Origin of the sequence: Nocardia sp. CA-145437 (assembly GCF_050956485.1) — a bacterium.
GTDB lineage: Bacteria > Actinomycetota > Actinomycetes > Mycobacteriales > Mycobacteriaceae > Nocardia.
This window is the reverse complement of the sequence record NZ_CP191204.1, coordinates 1,828,680-1,844,666: the sequence shown is the minus strand read 5'-3', so window position 1 is coordinate 1,844,666 and position 15,987 is coordinate 1,828,680. Positions and strand designations below refer to the sequence as shown.

The window sequence follows — 15,987 nt, the reverse complement described above, 5'->3', positions numbered from 1 at the left end:
GTCAGCGGGCGGTGACGAGGACGGCGTATTGGGCCGCGGCCATCTGGTGAACGGCCGGTTCGGTGGGGCCGGACACCGAGGCCAGATAGCGACCGTCCAGTACCAGGCAGGTGTATTCGTGGTGCGACGCGGCGTCGGCATCGCGCAGGCAGACGGCTTCCGGAACGCCGCCGGGCGCGGAGACGACGGTTCGGGTGGCGGTCGGCTCCGAGAGCCGCTGCAGCGCGTGCCGGGCGCCGACGGCGTCGGAAAAACGCAGCAGCCGTGTGGAATCCGTGACGGCGGCGGCCTGCACCGGGAGGCCGGCCTCGCCGGGACGGTTGATCAGCTGGCCGGCGACGACCGGGCCGTAGACGACTCCGGTGGCGCGCCGTGGGCCGCCCCAGCCCGCGATGAGGCCGTATTCGTCCTGGAACAGCGTGGGATACGGCCACCGTCCGGGTTCGGCGGGCAGCAGGCGCGACAGCATGCCGTCCGGATCGAGGGAAAGCGCCGGGAGCGCCTCGGGCGCGGTGGCCGTGAAGGCGTCCAGCCGTGGGAGTTCCGCGTCGAAGGCGCGAGTCGCCAGCGTCTTCATGGCGGCGCGGTCGGTGGCCGGATCGACGATGTACAGGCTCACCACATAGGGGCCGTGGGCGAGCGTCACCGCCATGGTCGGGACACGTGGCCGCCAATGCCCATGTGTCGCAAAGTATTCGGGGAACGGGACCGTGACATTGTCGCGATTGACCGCGGCGTCGGCGGCGTCGATCTCGCGAGCGGTGTCGATGGCCGCCATCGGGTCGCGCATGCGCAGGACCGTGATGCGCAGTCCGGTGGCCGCGCCCTCCGTCGGGCTGCCGCTCGGATCGTCGGTGCCGCCGATGCTGAATCCGGCCAGCATGCCGTGCGCGGTGAGAGTGGGCCGGGTCGCCTCGGCGAGGATGCCGACCGCGTCCGTCGGCGTCGGCACCGGGATGGCCGAGACCTGCGACAGCGCGGGATCGACGGCGCGGGGCGAGACGACGGCGTCGGCCATGCGCACCGATTCCAGCAGCCGCGCATAGGTTTCGCCGGTGTCCCGGGGCACGTCGAGCGGTCGACCGCTGTAGCCGCCCAGATCCAGTGCGCGCAGTTCCGGTGTCGCCGCTCGCGGTACGCCCGCGATGGCGCAGGCGCTCACCAGCACCGCGATGGACACCAGTGGGATTCGTCCGGCGTGGCCCCGCCGGTTCATCGGATCGTCTCGGCGCATCCCGCCACCCCCGTAGCCGCTCGATTCCGAGTGTGGGCGCACCGGTTACCCGCGACAACCGATTATCGGGACATCGCGACCGGTCCGTGACAATTCGGGCCTGCCGCAACGGCTTCCGTAGACGGAAAATTGTTTGCGACCGGTCGCGGCCTACGGGAGCATCTCAGGATGCTGTTGACGATCTCTTGTACGCGCCCCGTGGGAGCCGAGTGGCCCGCCACCGATCTGGGGTATCTGCTGCACAAGAATCCTTCGCGCAGACAGACTTTCGAGCAGTCCTACGGCGTCGCGCACGTCCTCTACCCGGAGGCGGGCGACGACCGCTGTACCGCGGCGCTGCTGCTGGAGATCGACCCGGTGCGCCTGGTGCGCGGAAAGCCCAAGGGCACACCGGACTTCGGTCTCGGCCAGTACGTGAACGACCGCCCCTACGCGGCGTCGTCCCTGCTGTCGGTGGCCATTTCGACGGTCTTCGGGACCGCGCTGCACGGCCGGTGCGCACAGCGGCCGGAGCTGGCCGGCACCGCCCTCGACCTGCGGATCGAACTTCCGGCCGTGCCGTGCAAGGGCGGCCCGGAATACGCCGAGCGGGTCTTCGCGCCGCTGGGCTGGACCGTCGCGGCCACTCCCCTGCCGCTGGACCCGGCGTTCCCGGAGTGGGGCGATTCCCATTACGTACGTCTCGAACTCACCGGCACGCTGCGCCTGGCCGAGGCCCTGACCCACCTCTACGTCCTGCTGCCCGTCCTCGACGGCAGCAAGCACTACTGGCTCGACACCGCCGAGATCGACAAGCTGCTCCGTGTCGGCGAGGGCTGGCTCACCGCCCACCCGGAGCGCGAGTGGATCACCCGCCGCTACCTGACCCGCCGCCACACCCTGGTCCGCACCGCCCTGGCCCGCCTGGCGGAGCTGGACGATCAGGACCCGGAGGAACTCGGCGCGATGGAGCCCGACTACGACGACGAGGGACCCGGCGCCGAGTCGGCCCTCCCGCGTCGCGGCGCCGACATTGCCGCGCCGACCACCGAACTCGCCGGCGCTCCGGTGGCCGGTGAGCACACAGCGGCGTGCGACACCGCGGTCCGTCCCACCACCGGGACAGGCGGGCAGCCTGCCGCCGAGACCGGTTCCCGCGATGCTCTTGTCGAGGGCAGCGGCTCGACCGCGAGCGGCCCGGGGCTCGAGCCCGGCGGCGACACGGCCCCGCAGCCGGTGGAGTCCGGCGAACGCGGGCCGTCGCTGGCGATACTGCGGCGGGCGGCGGTGCGTCGGGCGCTGCTGGCGGAGGGGGCGAGCCGGGTGCTCGACCTCGGGTGCGGGCAGGGTGCGTTGCTGCTCGAACTGGCGGCGGACCGGGCGCTCACCGAGATCGTCGGCATCGATGTGTCGATGCGCGAGTTGACGATCGCGGCCAGACGGGTGCGGCGGCTGCCGGAGTGGCAGGCGCGGCGGATCACCGTCCGGCAGGGCGCGCTGACCTACACCGACGCCTCGTTGCGGGGCTTCGACGCGGCCGTGCTCATGGAGGTGATCGAGCATGTGGACGCGACCCGGTTGAAGGCGCTGGAGCAGGCGGTGTTCGGGGCGGCGGCTCCGGGCGCCGTGGTCGTGACCACGCCGAACAGCGAGTTCAATGTGCGCTACGACGGGCTCGCCGCGGGCGCTTTCCGGCATTCGGATCACCGGTTCGAGTGGACCAGGGCAGAATTCGCGGACTGGGCCCACCGGGTCGGCGCGACGCACGGGTATGCCGTGCGTTTCGAGCCGGTCGGGCCCGAGGACGCGGAAGTGGGGGCCTCGACACAGATGGCTGTGTTCACCAGGAAGAACGATGACGACGCCGCGAAGGGGGCCGCGTAATGGCAGAACTGTCCGTCCCGGCGCTGTCGCTGGTCGTGCTGATCGGCAGCAGCGGTTCGGGTAAGTCGACGTTCGCGCACAAGCATTTCCGGTCGACGGCGGTGCTGTCCTCCGACGCCTATCGCGGGCTGGTCAGCGACGACGAAGCCGATCAGTCGGCGACCGCCGCGGCATTCGAGCTGCTGCACCATGTGGCGGGCGTGCGCCTGCGCCGTGGCCTGCGCACCGTCATCGACGCCACCAATGTGCAGCCGAAGGCGCGGCAGTCGCTGGTGGAGCTGGCGCGCGCCCACGACGTGCTGCCGGTGGCGATCGTGCTGGACGTCCCGGAGAGCGTGTGCGTGGAGCGCAACGCGTTGCGGGTGGATCGCGCCGATCTGGGCCCGCACGTGGTCGGCCGCCACCAGCGTGACCTGAAGCGCTCGCTGAAGTTCCTGGAGCGTGAGGGTTTCCGCACGGTGCACGTGCTGCGCGGCGTCGAGGAGGTCGAGGCGGCGACCATCCGCGACGAACGGCTGTGGAACGACAGGACCGATCTCACCGGACCCTTCGACGTCATCGGCGACGTGCACGGCTGCCGGAGCGAACTGGAGACGCTGCTGGGCGAGCTCGGTTACGTCCTGACCCGCGACGACGCGGATCGCCCGGTGGACGGCCGCCACCCCGACGGCCGCACGGCGGTGTTCGTCGGCGACCTGGTCGACCGCGGCCCGGACACTCCGGGCGTGCTGCGCCTGGTGATGGGCATGGTGGCGTCCGGGAACGCCCTGTGCGTCACCGGCAACCACGAGTTCAAGCTGGTGCGCGCCCTCGACGGCCGCCGTGTCACGGTGCGGCACGGCCTGGCCGAGTCGCTGGCGCAGCTGGAGGCCGAGGACGACGAATTCCGCAAGGCCGCACAGGAATTCATGCGCGGTCTGGTCAGCCACTACGTGCTCGACGGCGGCGACCTGGTGGTCGCGCACGCCGGTCTGAAGGAGGAGTACCAGGGCCGCACCTCGGGCCGGGTGCGCGAGTTCGCCATGTACGGCGAATCCACCGGCGAGACCGACGAATACGGCCTGCCGGTGCGCTACCCGTGGGCCGACGACTACCGCGGCACAGCGCTGGTGCTCTACGGCCACACGCCGATGACCGAACTGGTGTGGGTGAACAACACCCTGTGCCTGGACACCGGCGCGGTGTTCGGCGGCCGCCTGACCGCCCTGCGCTACCCGGAGCGGGAGCCGGTATCGGTTGCGGCCGAACAGGTCTGGTTCGAACCGGTGCGCCCGCTGCAGGCCGCCACCTTCGCCACCGGCGAGGCCGTGGTGCGGCGGGATCCGGGCGTCCTGGACCTGGACGACGTGCTGGGCCGCCGGGTGGTGGAGACCCGCCACCTGGGCCGGGTCACCGTGCGGGAGGACGCCGCGAGCGCCGCGCTCGAGGTGATGAGCCGTTTCGCCGTGGATCCGCGCTGGCTGGTGTACCTGCCGCCGACCATGTCCCTGTGCGCCACCTCCACCCTGGACGGTCACCTCGAGCACCCGGCGCAGGCCTTCGAGTACTACCGCTCCGAGGGCGTGGGCACCGTGGTGTGCGAGGAGAAGCACATGGGTTCGCGTGCGGTCGTGGCGGTTTCGCGGTCGGCGCAGGCCGCGCGGGACCGGTTCGGGGTCGAGGACGGCAGCACGGGCGCGGTGTACACCCGCACCGGCCGCCCGTTCTTCGACGATCCGGCGCGGACCGAGGCGGTGCTCACCCGGGTGCGGGCGGCGGCCGAAACCGCCCGGCTGTTCGAGGAATTGGGCAGCGACTGGCTGCTGCTGGACACCGAGCTGCTGCCCTGGTCGGCCAAGGCGATGGGCCTGTTACGTTCCCAGTACGCCGCGGTCGGCGCAACCGCGCGGGCCTCGCTGGCGCAGGCTTCGGACGTACTGGAGGCCGCGGCGGCACGCGGGGTGGAGCTCGGCGATCTCGCCGAGCGCACCGCGGATCGACGGGCCGACGCCGACGCCTTCACCACCGCCTACGGCCGCTACTGCTGGCCCACCGACGGTTTGGACGGCGTCCGCCTGGCCCCGTTCCAGCTGCTGGCGGCGTCCGGCGCGAATTACGCTGTGCGCGACCACAGCTGGCATCTGGAGCGGATCGACCGCCTGGTCGCCGCCGACCCGGAGTTCTTCACCGCGACCGGCCGCCGCGTCGTCGACCTCGCCGCTCCCGAGAGCGAGGCCGCCGCGACGGCCTGGTGGACCGAACTCACCCTGGCCGGCGGCGAGGGCATGGTGGTCAAGCCGCTGGAGTCGCTGGTGGCGGGCACCGGCAGCCGCAGCGGGCGGCCGGTGCAGCCGGGCGTGAAATGCCGTGGGCCGGAATACCTCCGGATCATCTACGGCCCGGAGTACCTGCGGCCTGGTCAGCTGGATCGCCTGCGTCAGCGCGGCCTGGGCGGCAAACGGTCGATGGCGCTGCGCGAATACGCCCTGGGCTTGGAGGCCCTGGACCGTTTCGTGGCCCGTGAGCCGCTGTGGCGGGTCCACGAGGCGGTCTTCGCGATCCTCGCCCTCGAAACCGAGCCGGTCGACCCGCGTCTCTAACCGACGAGATCCTTCAGACGCTGGAGGTAGGGGCGCTGGCCCTTGCCGAGCTTCTCCTCGGCAAGGGCCAGATCGAACCATGCGGCCCGGTCGATTTCGGGGAATTCGGCAATTCGCCCGGATCGCGGCGGCCATTCCATTTCGAAAGTTCCGGGAACGACCTCGGCGGGGTCGAGGTCGGCTTCCACGGCCCAGACGGTGAGTTGTTTCTTGCCCCGGCCGCTGCCGTATTCGACCTCACCGAGGGGAATCCAGTCGCCGTCGGGAACCGGCAGTCCGAGTTCCTCGCCGAATTCGCGGCGGGCGGCATCGCGCGGCTGTTCTTCGGCGGGATCGTATTCTCCCTTGGGAATGGACCAGGCGGCGGCGTCCTTCTTGGCCCACAGCGGGCCGCCCATGTGCCCGACCAGCACTTCGAGGCCGTTCGTGCGGCGGAACAGCAGGACTCCGGCACTGTATTTGAAGCTCATGGAAACGAGTGTGCCGAACACCCTGGCGCAGGCCCACATCGGGCACAACCGCGAGCAACATTGCGGCAATTCGGACTTCGGGGACTATTTCCCCATATGGGACGAATAATTCCCACCTTTCCCCTTGGGCCCGAAACCTTTTCGGCAACATTTATTTCCATTAAGCTCCTGGCTTCGGATATGCCCACACCCGATGCAGATTGGATAGGCATGGAATTCCGCATTGCTGCTGCGGCCGCCACCCTGGTGACCGGAGCACTCGTCACCCAGGCCGCCACGTTCACCGTGGCAACCATCCCGGCGAATGCCCAGCCCGCCGCCGCGCCGAGTGTCGAGTACTCGGTCAAGCTGGTGGACAAGACGGTCATCACCACCCTGAAGGGCGGAACCTTCGAGCTGGCGCCGGCCGTCACCCCGGAGACCGACCCGGCGGCCAGGGCGACCCCGGTCCTGAAGGTGAAGGACGCCGACAACAAGGTGCTGTTGACCCTGCCGATGAAATTCAGCCTGGGCCTGATCGATATCCCGGTCGAGCCGGAGGTCCGGCAGGACGGCACCGTGCTGGCCCTCACCCCCAGAAAGCCGGACGGGCTGTCACTGTCGCAGCCGTTGGTCGTGAAACCCGTTGCCTCGGACCTGGAGAACCAGCGCGCCATGAGCAGCTTCGCCGGCCAGTTCGGCCTGGCCACCATGGTCGGCACCTTCGTCGGCACCGCCATCGGCGCGACCATCGGCTGTGTCGTCACCCTGGTGGCCGGTTGCTTCCCGGGCCTGATCACCGGCGCCACCGTGGGCGGCATCATCGGCAGTATCGCCGTAGGCAGCCCCGTCCTGATCGCCAACGGCATCGACCTGCTCGCCACCATGCAGGCCGCCGACGGCACCACCAAGTGGGCCGACAAGATGACGACCGCACCGACTCCGGCCGCCTCGGCGCAGCCCGTCGGGCCCGCCAACTGATCGTCGGGCCCGCGGACTCGGAACCCGCCACACCGGCGCGGTTCCTAGCCCGTCGGGTACCGACCCGAGTTCGAGGGTGCCGCCGCGTTCGGCGATAGTGCGCAAGCCACCCCGCCGGGATGCGCTGACTAGACCCGCAGGCCGTCGACCAGCGCCAGCACCGCGGGTTCGGTTCGGGCGCGGGCGGATTCGGGGTCGTCGGAGTTGGCGATGAACATGGCGGCCTCGCCGAGGGCGGACAGGATCATCAGCGACAGCGGCCGGATGTCGAGGTCGGCGCGCAGCTGCCCGGACTGGATGCCGGATTGCAGGCCCGCGACGATCAGGCCGAGACCGTACTTCTCGTCGACCTCGCGCCACTCCTGCCAGCCCAGCACCGCGGGGGCGTCGATGAGGGTGATGCGGACCCGTTCGGGGTCGACGCAGGAGAGCAGGAAGTTGTGCAGGCCCGCCTCGAGCACGGCCATGGCGTCGATGGGCGGCGCCTCGGCCATGGTCTCGGCGACCTGCTGCAGGATCGCCTGCTGTTCCTGCTCGTAGACCGCGCGGAACAGGTCCTTCTTGTCCTTGAACTGGTGATACAGCGCGCCGCGGGAGCTGCCCGCCCGCTCCACGATCTCGGGCGTGCTGACCGCGGCGTACCCGCGTTCGGCGAACAGTTCGCGCGCTGCGGCCATCAGGTTCGCGCGGGTCGACTCGGATCGTTCGGCTTGCCTGATCATCGACGCCTTTCTGAGCGGGGTAGGTGGATCGTAACGCCGAACCATTGAATACAGGCAGCCTGTTTGTTAGTTTGAGAAGGTCTTCACCATCTCCACTCCAGAGGGAGTCCTACAGATGACGAACACCATCTCCCCCCAATCCCCCGCGGCCTGGCGCGATCCAGCACTGGGCGCCCGCCGCGAACTCGCACTTCCGCAGGGCACGCTGCCCGTCTTCGACAGCGGCAGTGGCGATCCCATCGTCTTCGTGCACGGACTGCTGGTCAACGCCAACCTGTGGCGCAAGATCATCCCCGCCTTCTCCGGCGAATACCGCTGCGTGGCAATCGATCTCCCGTTCGGTTCGCACACCGCGGCCATGCCCGACGCCGACCTGACCCCGCCCGGCCTGGCCGCGCTGGTCATCGCGGCCATCGAGGCGCTCGATCTGGGCCCGGTCACCCTGGTGGGCAACGATTCCGGCGGCGCGGTCAGCCAGCTCGTGCTCGCCGCCCGCCCCGACCTCGTCGCCCGGCTGGTACTCACGTCCTGCGACGCGTACGAGAACTTCCCGCCGTCGTTCTTCGACTACCTGGGCCTGGCGGCCCGCACCCCTGGCGCGCTCACCTCGCTGGCGGCGACCATGCGGCTGCGGCCCGTCCGCCGCCTGCCCATCGCCTACGGCTGGCTGGCCCGCCGCCCGATCGACCGCGCGGCCAGCGACTCCTACGCGCTACCGGTCGGTGCGAAGGGCATCCGGGCGGACGTCCGGCGCGCCATCACCGGTCTCGATCGCCGGTACACCCTGTCCGCCGCACGGACTTTCGCGGACTTCAAGAACCCGGTGCTGCTGGCCTGGTCGGCGGGTGACCGCTTCTTCCCGGAGCGGTACGCCGAGCGGATGGCCGTCGACTTCCCGGACGCGCGCATCGAGTGGATCCACGATTCGGGCACCTTCTCGCCCGAGGATCAGCCCGAACAGCTGATCCGGGCGATCCGGGTCTTCCTGAACGATCAGAAGTCGCCGCCGTCGAATCCGCCGAAGTCACCGAAATCGGTGCCGCCGCCGAAGTCCTGACCACCGAAATCCTGGGTGCCGGCGTCGTAGCCGCCCTGGTCGTAGCCGCCCTGGTCATAGGAGCCCTGGTCGGAGCCGCCGTCGGCATATCCGCCGTCGGCGGCGTCGAGGCCGTCCTGATAGCCGTCGCCGTAACCGCTTTCGAAGGCGGCCGCGTCATAGCCGACGCCGGACATGCCGCTGAACAGGGCATTGAACAGCAGGGCGGACCCGACACCCCAGGCTCCGGCGACTAGGGCGGTCTTCCACCACGGTTCGGAGTACCAACCGGCAGGTACCGGGCGACCCGCGACCCGGCCACCCGGGTAGTAGTTCGGTGTGGACGGCGACGGCGTGGGCGAGGCCTCGACCCGGCGACCCTCGAATTCGATGGCCCGGTCCTCGGTCACCCGACCCGCGCCGCGCTGCCCGTCCAGTTCGGCCACGGCCGGGCCGGGATCCATCCCCATGGCGGTGCGGGCCGCGCGCACGTAGTAAAGCCCTTCGAGCGCCGTCTCTTTCGCGAGCCGCGCCTGCGCGGCGGTCCCGGCCTGCTCGATCTGCGCGCCCGCGGCGTTGAACCGCTCCCCCGCGTCGGCGAGCGCCTGCTTGGAGGCGTCGTCGCTGCCGGTGAGGTTGTAGACCTGGCCGCCGAGGCGTTCGATCACCCGGCGCGCGTCGGCCTTGGCGTCAGCCAGCTCGGTCCCGGCGCGCGAGCGTTGCCCGCGATTGACCGCGACCACGGCCAGCAGCACGACGACGATGACCAGAAGGAGAACGACGACGGTAGACACGCGACCAGCCTACGCGGCGAAATTCGCCAGCTAGTTGCTACTCGCTGTGGGTTCGCTGAATCCTCGGCCCTAGCCGGCTACCGCGGCGAAGCGGGTCGTATGACCGGCTGGATCAACCTCCTCTTCGTCCGGCTCCGACACCGCGAACTGTCGTTTGCCAGCGGTTTTCGCCGAGTACATGGCCCGATCCGCACTGCGCAGCAGGTCCGAGAAATCACACTCGCGACCGGGCGGGCAGAACGCGGTGCCGACACTCGCCGACGCGGGCACGAATCCGGCGGCCGTGGGCACCGGCTCGCACAGCGCCGCCAGCACCCGCATGGCCAGCTCACTGAGCGAATTGCGGCGCGCGGGCAGGGCCACCACGAACTCGTCGCCGCCGTAGCGGGAGATCACCGTCTCCGGCGGACAGGCCGCCCGCAGCCGCTGCGCGATGCTGACCAGCACCTCGTCGCCGACGGTGTGGCCATAGTTGTCGTTGATCGCCTTGAAATCGTCCAGGTCGATGAGCAGCAGCCCGACGCCGCGCGCCGGATCGGCGGCCATCACCCGCACCCGCTCCTGCAGCAGCGAGCGGTTGGCCAGATCGGTGAGCGCGTCGTGGGTGGCCTCGTGCCGCAGCCGGGTCTGCAGGGCCGCGATCTCCTGCACCCGCACCGACACCGCCTCGGACAGGCTGCGCTCCTGCTGAACCAGGGCGCGCTGCTGCAGCGCCTCGGCGTAGGCGTCGATGGCCTGGCTGGCGATGAACGACCAGCGGGTCGCGATCAGCGACCCGCGCACGCCCGGCGCGAGCCCGAGCAGCGCGCGGCTGGCGGGGGCGAGCATGCGGGTGCGCTCGAATGGGGCGTCGGCGAGGCTGCGCCCGATCCGACGGGCCGAGCGCACCGGAAACGGTTCGGAGCCCGCCAATTCCAGCAGTTCGTCGATGACGCCGCCGAAGATGCGCTCGAGGTCAGCGGAGGGAACGCTGGGCGCCTGGCCCAGTGCGGCGCTGCTCGCGCCGGGGTGCACCGACCGCACCCATTCCCGGATGGTCGCCGCCACGATGGCGGAGGTTCGGGTATCGAGACGGATGGGCATGCGCGCTCACCCTGCGTACGTGATGTCGGGGCCGGCGTGCGCGCCGGTCACGCCCTTCGGATCGAACTCACTACTACGCGGTCGGCCACACCAGTGGTGCATGCTCACCGCCCCCTTTCCAGATACCCCCGTCCGGACAAAAAGGATCCTAGCAAGCCACCCGACATCGAAAACCCCTGATTCAGAACAGGTTCCCACTGTCTCGCGAATGGCGATCGGATGTCTCATCGCTGGCCGAGCTCCGGTGTTACACCCGAATTCGGCATGTTTTCCGCGACGCGCCGGAGGCCGGTCCCGACCGGCCGCGACGTGCGCAGACACGACCTGATTGGCATTCCGGGAGTGAGGTTCGGTACAGTGCTGACGCACACGGCATCCACGGATGCGGTGACTGCGGGTGTAGTTCAATGGTAGAACCTCAGCCTTCCAAGCTGATGGTGCGGGTTCGATTCCCGTCACCCGCTCTTTCCCGTTCTGCGGGAGCGTCGATCCGACGCGCAACGGGGTGTAGCGCAGCTTGGTAGCGCATCCGCTTTGGGAGCGGAGGGTCGCAGGTTCAAATCCTGTCACCCCGACCATTTTTCGAGCCGCTCCATCCCGATTTCACTGGTAGAAGCGGACAATTCACTGCACTCGCACGGCGATCGCGGTGCGGCGCGCCGTCCGTCGCCCCGGCTGTGTCCCATCTCTCTCAGCGCCCGGGTGTGTCGAATCACCCGGAAGCCGGATTCCAGTAACCGGATGTTGTGCCTCCGTTTGCACTGTGTTATCGATTTACGGTGCTGGTCGACGACAAGATGAACGTTTCCGGCTCGGTGCTGTCCGGCCGCGAGACGCGTTCTCGACTCGTCCCGGCCGCCGGGCTGGGTATCGCTGTGCTTTTGCTGGCCATCGCGCAGGCGTGGGCCTCCGCCCACGGTGTGATGGGACCGCTGCGCAGCCTGGTCGACGACTACTTCGCCAATCCGCAGTCGGCGGCGGTGTCGTGGGCGGGACTCGGGCTCGCCTGCATCGGGGTGCCCGCCCGCACCCGGGTGATCGCTCTGGTTGCCGCGGGAGTGCTGGATCTGCTGACTCTGGGGCTACAGGTGGCCTGCGGCTGGCATGTGTCGATCGGGACCGGGCCGACTCTCGCGCTCACCGCGCTGACGGTCGTCGTGCTCCGATGGGAAGGTGAGCGTCGCCGGACCGCCTTGCAGGCCATAGCGTTCGGCGTGTTGCTCGTCATGGCGTCCAAACTCGCCGACACCTGGCTGATGGTGAGCATCGTCGCCGGGCCGCGGGTGCTCGATCAGTACGTGCAGCTCGCGGACCGGGCGCTGGGGGAACCGGCGTGGGTGGTCGGGCGGCTGCTGGACACGCTCGGTCCGATCCCCTCACATGTACTGCATGTCGTCTATATCCAATTGCCGGTGGCGGCGGTGGTCGTGGCCGTGTGGCAGTTGCGTCACGTGTCGACGAGCTCGTGGCCGCGGCACCACCTGGTGCGAACGTTCTTGCTGCTGGGCGTGATCGGGCCGCTCGGGTACGTGCTGTTCCCGGTCGTCGGGCCGGTGTTCGCGTACGGGCCGCTCGGGCACGGGCTGGAGATCGGGGACTGGCCGCAGGTGTGGCCCGCGTTCACCACCGATCCGCAGCCGATGCTGTTCGACTCCGAGACGGCCCGCAACTGCATGCCGTCCATGCACACCGCGTGGGCGACCGCGCTGTTCATCCATTCCCGCCGCGGGCCGCGGTGGCTGCGCTGGGCGGGCACGTTCTGGCTGGTGTGCACGCTGCTGGCGACGCTCGGGTTCGGCTACCACTACGGCAGTGATCTGGTGGCGGGCGCGGTGCTGTGCATGACCGTGGAGTCGGCGCTGCGCGATCCCGAACGCGGGTGGGAACATCCGCGTGTCCGCATGGTGTCGCTCGGCGCGGCGGTACTCGCCGGATTGTTGCTGGCCTATCGGTTCCTGGCCAACACCATGGCCGCGTATCCGGTCCTCGCGGGGGCGCTCGTGCTGGGCTCACTGGCGGCCGTATCGTTCCTCTTCTACGCGACCTGGTTCGCGCGTCCGGGCAGCCGGTTGGCGCACTGGGGAGGCCGAACACCCATCGACGGATTTGCCGTCGATTAACCGCTCCCCCAACGCAATCCGGACATCTTTGCCCGAACCTTGAAAGGGTTACCCTCTCCCTGATGATCACTACGCGGGCGGGGCAACAGAGCTTGCTGCGCACTCTCAAGTCTGACGGCCGCGCGGGCCTGCCTCGCATTCCGATCGTGATCGGGATTCTGCTGACGCTGGCGATCACGGCGATCTTCTCCGCCATGCACGGCTTCCTCGACCTGCAGGTGTATCGCATCGACACCCGCGGCTGGCTCGAGCACGGCACCCTCTACGGCCCGACCCTCCCCGTCGCCGGCCACACCGACCTGCCGTTCACCTACCCGCCGTCGGCCGCGGTCCTGATGATCCCCCTCGCGATCGTCCCGCTCTGGCTGGCCGAACTCCTGGTGACCGCCAGCTCCCTGGCCTGTCTCGGCGTCACCCTCTGGCTGGTCATGTCCCGCGTCCGCCCCGACCTGGACTCCCGCCTCAAACTCACCCTCACGGTGTCCGCCGTGGTCCTCATGCTGGCCGTCGAACCGGTCCGAACCACCCTGTGGTTCGGACAGATCAACCTGGTCCTGATGGCCGCCGTGGCCCTGGACTGCCTCACCGAGAAGCCCCGCTGGCCCCGCGGCGTCCTGGTCGGCATCGCCGCCGTCACCAAACTCACCCCCGCCGCGTTCATCCTCTACTTCCTCATCCGCCGCGACTGGAAAGCGGCCGCCACCGCGACGGCCACCGCCCTCGGCGTCGTGGCCGCCGGCTTCGTCGTGCTCCCCGACGAATCCCGCGACTACTGGTTCCACGCCGTCATCGACACCAACCGCATCGGCTCCCCCGACTATGTCGGCAACCAGTCCCTCAAGGGCATGGCCTTCCGCCTGTTCGGCTTCTCCTCCTCCACCGCCACCATCGTCTGGCTCGGCCTCGGCCTGCTGGCAGCGGCAGCGGGCGCGTACCTCATGCACCACTTGACCGGTCTCGAGCGCAAGGACGCGGCCGAAGCGGGCGTCCCCGCTCCCGCCCCCATGACGGTCCTCACCGTCGCCACCCTCCTGGTGAACGCCGCTGTGCTCCTCCTCGTCTCCCCCGTCTCCTGGACCCACCACTGGGTCTGGGCAGCCCCCGCCCTGGTAGCGGCCATCGCCTGGACCACCACCCGCCCGGCCCCCGCCACCTATGCCCTGATCGCCACCTTCGCCCTGTTCTTCCTCATCGGTCCCGGCATAGTCCCGAACGGCAAACACCAAGAACTCCACTGGCACTGGTGGCAGCATCTCCCGGGCGACATCTACATCCTCGCCACCGCCGTCCTGCTCACCCTGGCCCTCGCCCGACTCCTGAAGCGCCGCACCCCGGCCCGGGCATAACCCGGACCGGGGCGTCGTCCGCGGCGGTCAGCCGCGCATGAACTCGTAGGCGTGGAACGCCAGGCCGTCACCCATCTGTCGGGTGTCGACCAGGCGCAGCGGCTTGCCACCGGTCTCGTCGAAGATGCGCAGTCCGGTTCCCAGCACGACCGGGAAAACAACCAGCCGCAGTTCATCGGCCAGGTTCTGTTCCAGCAGGGTGCGCACCAGCTGGTAGCTGCCGTAGACCAGGATCTCCCCGGCGACCGTCCGCTTGAGCTCCGAAATCTCCTTGACCGCATCACCGTTGAGGACCGTGGTGTTGTTCCACCGGGGAGGTTCGGGGGTCGACGACACGACGTACTTGGGGATGCTGTTCATCCTGTCCGCCCATTCGGGGCTCACGCGGGCTTCCGCGCCGCCGCCCGGTCGCAGCCGGGACTCGAACCACTCACTGGTCCGCCGGCCCAGGAGGAGCGCGTCGACACCCAGCAGCTCCGCCGTCTCCCTGGCGGCCCAGTCCTCGAGATCCTTGCTCCCCACGAACCGGTGGAACCAGCCACCCAGCGCGAAGCCTTCCGCGCCGTCCGGGTCCTGGACCACTCCATCGAGAGTGACGTTCGAGCTGATGACGATCTTTCCCATTTCCTGCTCCTTGGACGATGTTGTCGGCTGTCACAGGTGTGGACGGTGGGGCATTGTCGAAGGGGGCGCTCCGCGACCGACCCTTTCGCGCCGCGGGCGACGTCCATACGGGATGGGACTGCGCACAGGGAATGAGGTGGCGGGAGTGGAGTCGGTGCGAAAGGATCTGTTGTCGAGGGCGCGGGGCGGGGACGGCGAGGCGTTCCGGGCGCTGACCGAGCCGCACCGTCGCGAGCTGCAGGTGCACTGCTATCGGATGCTCGGATCGTTTCAGGATGCCGAGGACGCTGTGCAGGACACGCTGCTCGCCGCGTGGCGGGGTCTCGAACGGTTCGACGGGCGCGCCTCGCTGCGCACCTGGCTGTATCGCATCGCCACCAATCGGTGTCTCGACGCGCTGCGCTCCGCTCGCCGACGCCCCGCGAAACAGTGGGACGTCCCGGGATTCGACCTGCCGGAACCCACGGGACTCGGCGAAATCCACTGGCTCGAGCCCTATCCCGACGCTCTGCTGGACGGTGCGATCAGCGTGCCGCTCGGCCCGGAGGCGCGCTACGAGCAATCCGAGTCCATCTCCCTGGCCTTCGTGACCGCCCTGCAGATTCTGCCGCCCCGCCAGCTCGCCGTCCTCATCCTGCGCGACGTCCTCGGATTTCACGCGAGCGAAGTAGCCGACATGCTCGACACCACAGTCGAATCGGTCAAGAGCGCTCTCAAACGCGCGCGTGCCGGAATGCAGAACCGTCTGCCGCCGACCACGGCCCCGTGCCCGCCCGCCGGCGACTCACCTGCCGAGGACGCGATCGTGGCGAAGTTCGTCACCGCCTACGAATCCGCCGACATCGACGCCTTGGTAGCGCTCTTGACCGACGACGTCTTCATGTCGATGCCACCGATCCCGCTGGAATACCGAGGACGAGACCTCGTGGCCCGCTTCTTCGCCCTCGTTTTCGACTCGGCGCACCGATTCGAACTGGTGCCGACACGAGCCAACGGTCAACCCGCCTTCGGCGTCTATCGACGCCCCTCCCTCGGCACCCACGGATCCGGCCTCTTCGTCCTCACCCTCACCGGCGACCGCATCAGCGCCCTGACCCGATTCGAGAACACCGTCCTCCCCACATTCGGCCTCCCGCAATCCCTCCCCGGTGCGTGA

Annotated in this window: 13 protein-coding genes and 2 tRNA genes; 9 read left to right on the top strand and 6 right to left on the bottom strand. The window is 69.4% G+C overall.

From position 1 onward, the window contains the following. Position 1: 1 nt before the first annotated feature. On the bottom strand, positions 2 to 1,234 hold the full coding sequence (locus tag ACQPYY_RS08055) for a DUF7373 family lipoprotein (protein ID WP_433593285.1): 1,233 nt from the start codon (positions 1,232 to 1,234) through the stop codon (positions 2 to 4). 198 nt (positions 1,235 to 1,432) lie between these two features. On the opposite strand from ACQPYY_RS08055, the gene ACQPYY_RS08050 reads away from it, so the two are divergent. Further along, positions 1,433 to 3,097, top strand: coding sequence for a 3' terminal RNA ribose 2'-O-methyltransferase Hen1 (locus tag ACQPYY_RS08050; protein ID WP_433593284.1), 1,665 nt, complete (start codon positions 1,433 to 1,435; stop codon positions 3,095 to 3,097). After that, complete coding sequence (locus tag ACQPYY_RS08045) at positions 3,097 to 5,676, top strand: polynucleotide kinase-phosphatase (protein ID WP_433593283.1); 2,580 nt, start codon at positions 3,097 to 3,099, stop codon at positions 5,674 to 5,676. The genes ACQPYY_RS08050 and ACQPYY_RS08045 overlap by 1 nt, the downstream gene beginning before the upstream one ends. On the opposite strand, the gene ACQPYY_RS08040 is transcribed toward ACQPYY_RS08045, so the two are convergent. Next, the gene (locus ACQPYY_RS08040) at positions 5,673 to 6,146 is read right to left on the bottom strand and encodes an NUDIX domain-containing protein (protein WP_357279852.1); all 474 of its coding nucleotides are present in this window, start codon (positions 6,144 to 6,146) and stop codon (positions 5,673 to 5,675) included. The genes ACQPYY_RS08045 and ACQPYY_RS08040 overlap by 4 nt on opposite strands. Positions 6,147 to 6,356: 210 nt before the next feature. Between ACQPYY_RS08040 and ACQPYY_RS08035 the strand changes: the two genes are divergently transcribed. Beyond that, entirely contained in the window at positions 6,357 to 7,106 is a 750-nt protein-coding gene (locus ACQPYY_RS08035) for a hypothetical protein (protein ID WP_433593282.1), read from the top strand. Positions 7,107 to 7,234: 128 nt separating this feature from the next. On the opposite strand, the gene ACQPYY_RS08030 is transcribed toward ACQPYY_RS08035, so the two are convergent. Beyond that, positions 7,235 to 7,828 carry a TetR/AcrR family transcriptional regulator gene (locus ACQPYY_RS08030; protein WP_433593281.1) on the bottom strand — a complete coding sequence of 198 codons (594 nt, stop codon included), beginning with the start codon at positions 7,826 to 7,828 and terminating at the stop codon, positions 7,235 to 7,237. Between the two features lie 115 nt (positions 7,829 to 7,943). Between ACQPYY_RS08030 and ACQPYY_RS08025 the strand changes: the two genes are divergently transcribed. Further along, the gene (locus ACQPYY_RS08025; RefSeq protein WP_433593280.1) at positions 7,944 to 8,885 is read left to right on the top strand and encodes an alpha/beta fold hydrolase; all 942 of its coding nucleotides are present in this window, start codon (positions 7,944 to 7,946) and stop codon (positions 8,883 to 8,885) included. On the opposite strand, the gene ACQPYY_RS08020 is transcribed toward ACQPYY_RS08025, so the two are convergent. Both ACQPYY_RS08020 and ACQPYY_RS08015 read right to left on the bottom strand, forming a co-directional pair. Further along, positions 8,822 to 9,658 (bottom strand): DUF1542 domain-containing protein, encoded by an 837-nt coding sequence (locus ACQPYY_RS08020; protein WP_433593279.1) that lies wholly within the window; start codon positions 9,656 to 9,658, stop codon positions 8,822 to 8,824. The genes ACQPYY_RS08025 and ACQPYY_RS08020 overlap by 64 nt on opposite strands. A 69-nt stretch (positions 9,659 to 9,727) precedes the next feature. Beyond that, positions 9,728 to 10,741: a GGDEF domain-containing protein gene (locus ACQPYY_RS08015; protein WP_357090265.1), complete on the bottom strand. Its 1,014-nt coding sequence runs from the start codon at positions 10,739 to 10,741 to the stop codon at positions 9,728 to 9,730. Between the two features lie 393 nt (positions 10,742 to 11,134). Here ACQPYY_RS08015 and ACQPYY_RS08010 point away from each other — a divergent pair. The 4 genes from ACQPYY_RS08010 to ACQPYY_RS07995 all read left to right on the top strand — a co-directional run bounded on the left by ACQPYY_RS08010 (position 11,135) and on the right by ACQPYY_RS07995 (position 14,207). Next, positions 11,135 to 11,205, top strand: a tRNA-Gly gene (locus ACQPYY_RS08010). 37 nt (positions 11,206 to 11,242) lie between these two features. After that, positions 11,243 to 11,319, top strand: a tRNA-Pro gene (locus ACQPYY_RS08005). 219 nt (positions 11,320 to 11,538) lie between these two features. Continuing rightward, positions 11,539 to 12,861, top strand: coding sequence for a phosphatase PAP2 family protein (locus ACQPYY_RS08000; RefSeq protein ID WP_433594596.1), 1,323 nt, complete (start codon positions 11,539 to 11,541; stop codon positions 12,859 to 12,861). A 62-nt stretch (positions 12,862 to 12,923) separates the two neighbouring features. Continuing rightward, entirely contained in the window at positions 12,924 to 14,207 is a 1,284-nt protein-coding gene (locus tag ACQPYY_RS07995) for a glycosyltransferase family 87 protein (RefSeq protein ID WP_433593278.1), read from the top strand. A 27-nt stretch (positions 14,208 to 14,234) separates the two neighbouring features. Here ACQPYY_RS07995 and ACQPYY_RS07990 read toward each other — a convergent pair whose 3' ends face one another. Continuing rightward, positions 14,235 to 14,831, bottom strand: coding sequence for a dihydrofolate reductase family protein (locus tag ACQPYY_RS07990; RefSeq protein ID WP_433593277.1), 597 nt, complete (start codon positions 14,829 to 14,831; stop codon positions 14,235 to 14,237). 145 nt (positions 14,832 to 14,976) lie between these two features. On the opposite strand from ACQPYY_RS07990, the gene ACQPYY_RS07985 reads away from it, so the two are divergent. Beyond that, on the top strand, positions 14,977 to 15,987 hold the full coding sequence (locus ACQPYY_RS07985; RefSeq protein ID WP_433593276.1) for a sigma-70 family RNA polymerase sigma factor: 1,011 nt from the start codon (positions 14,977 to 14,979) through the stop codon (positions 15,985 to 15,987).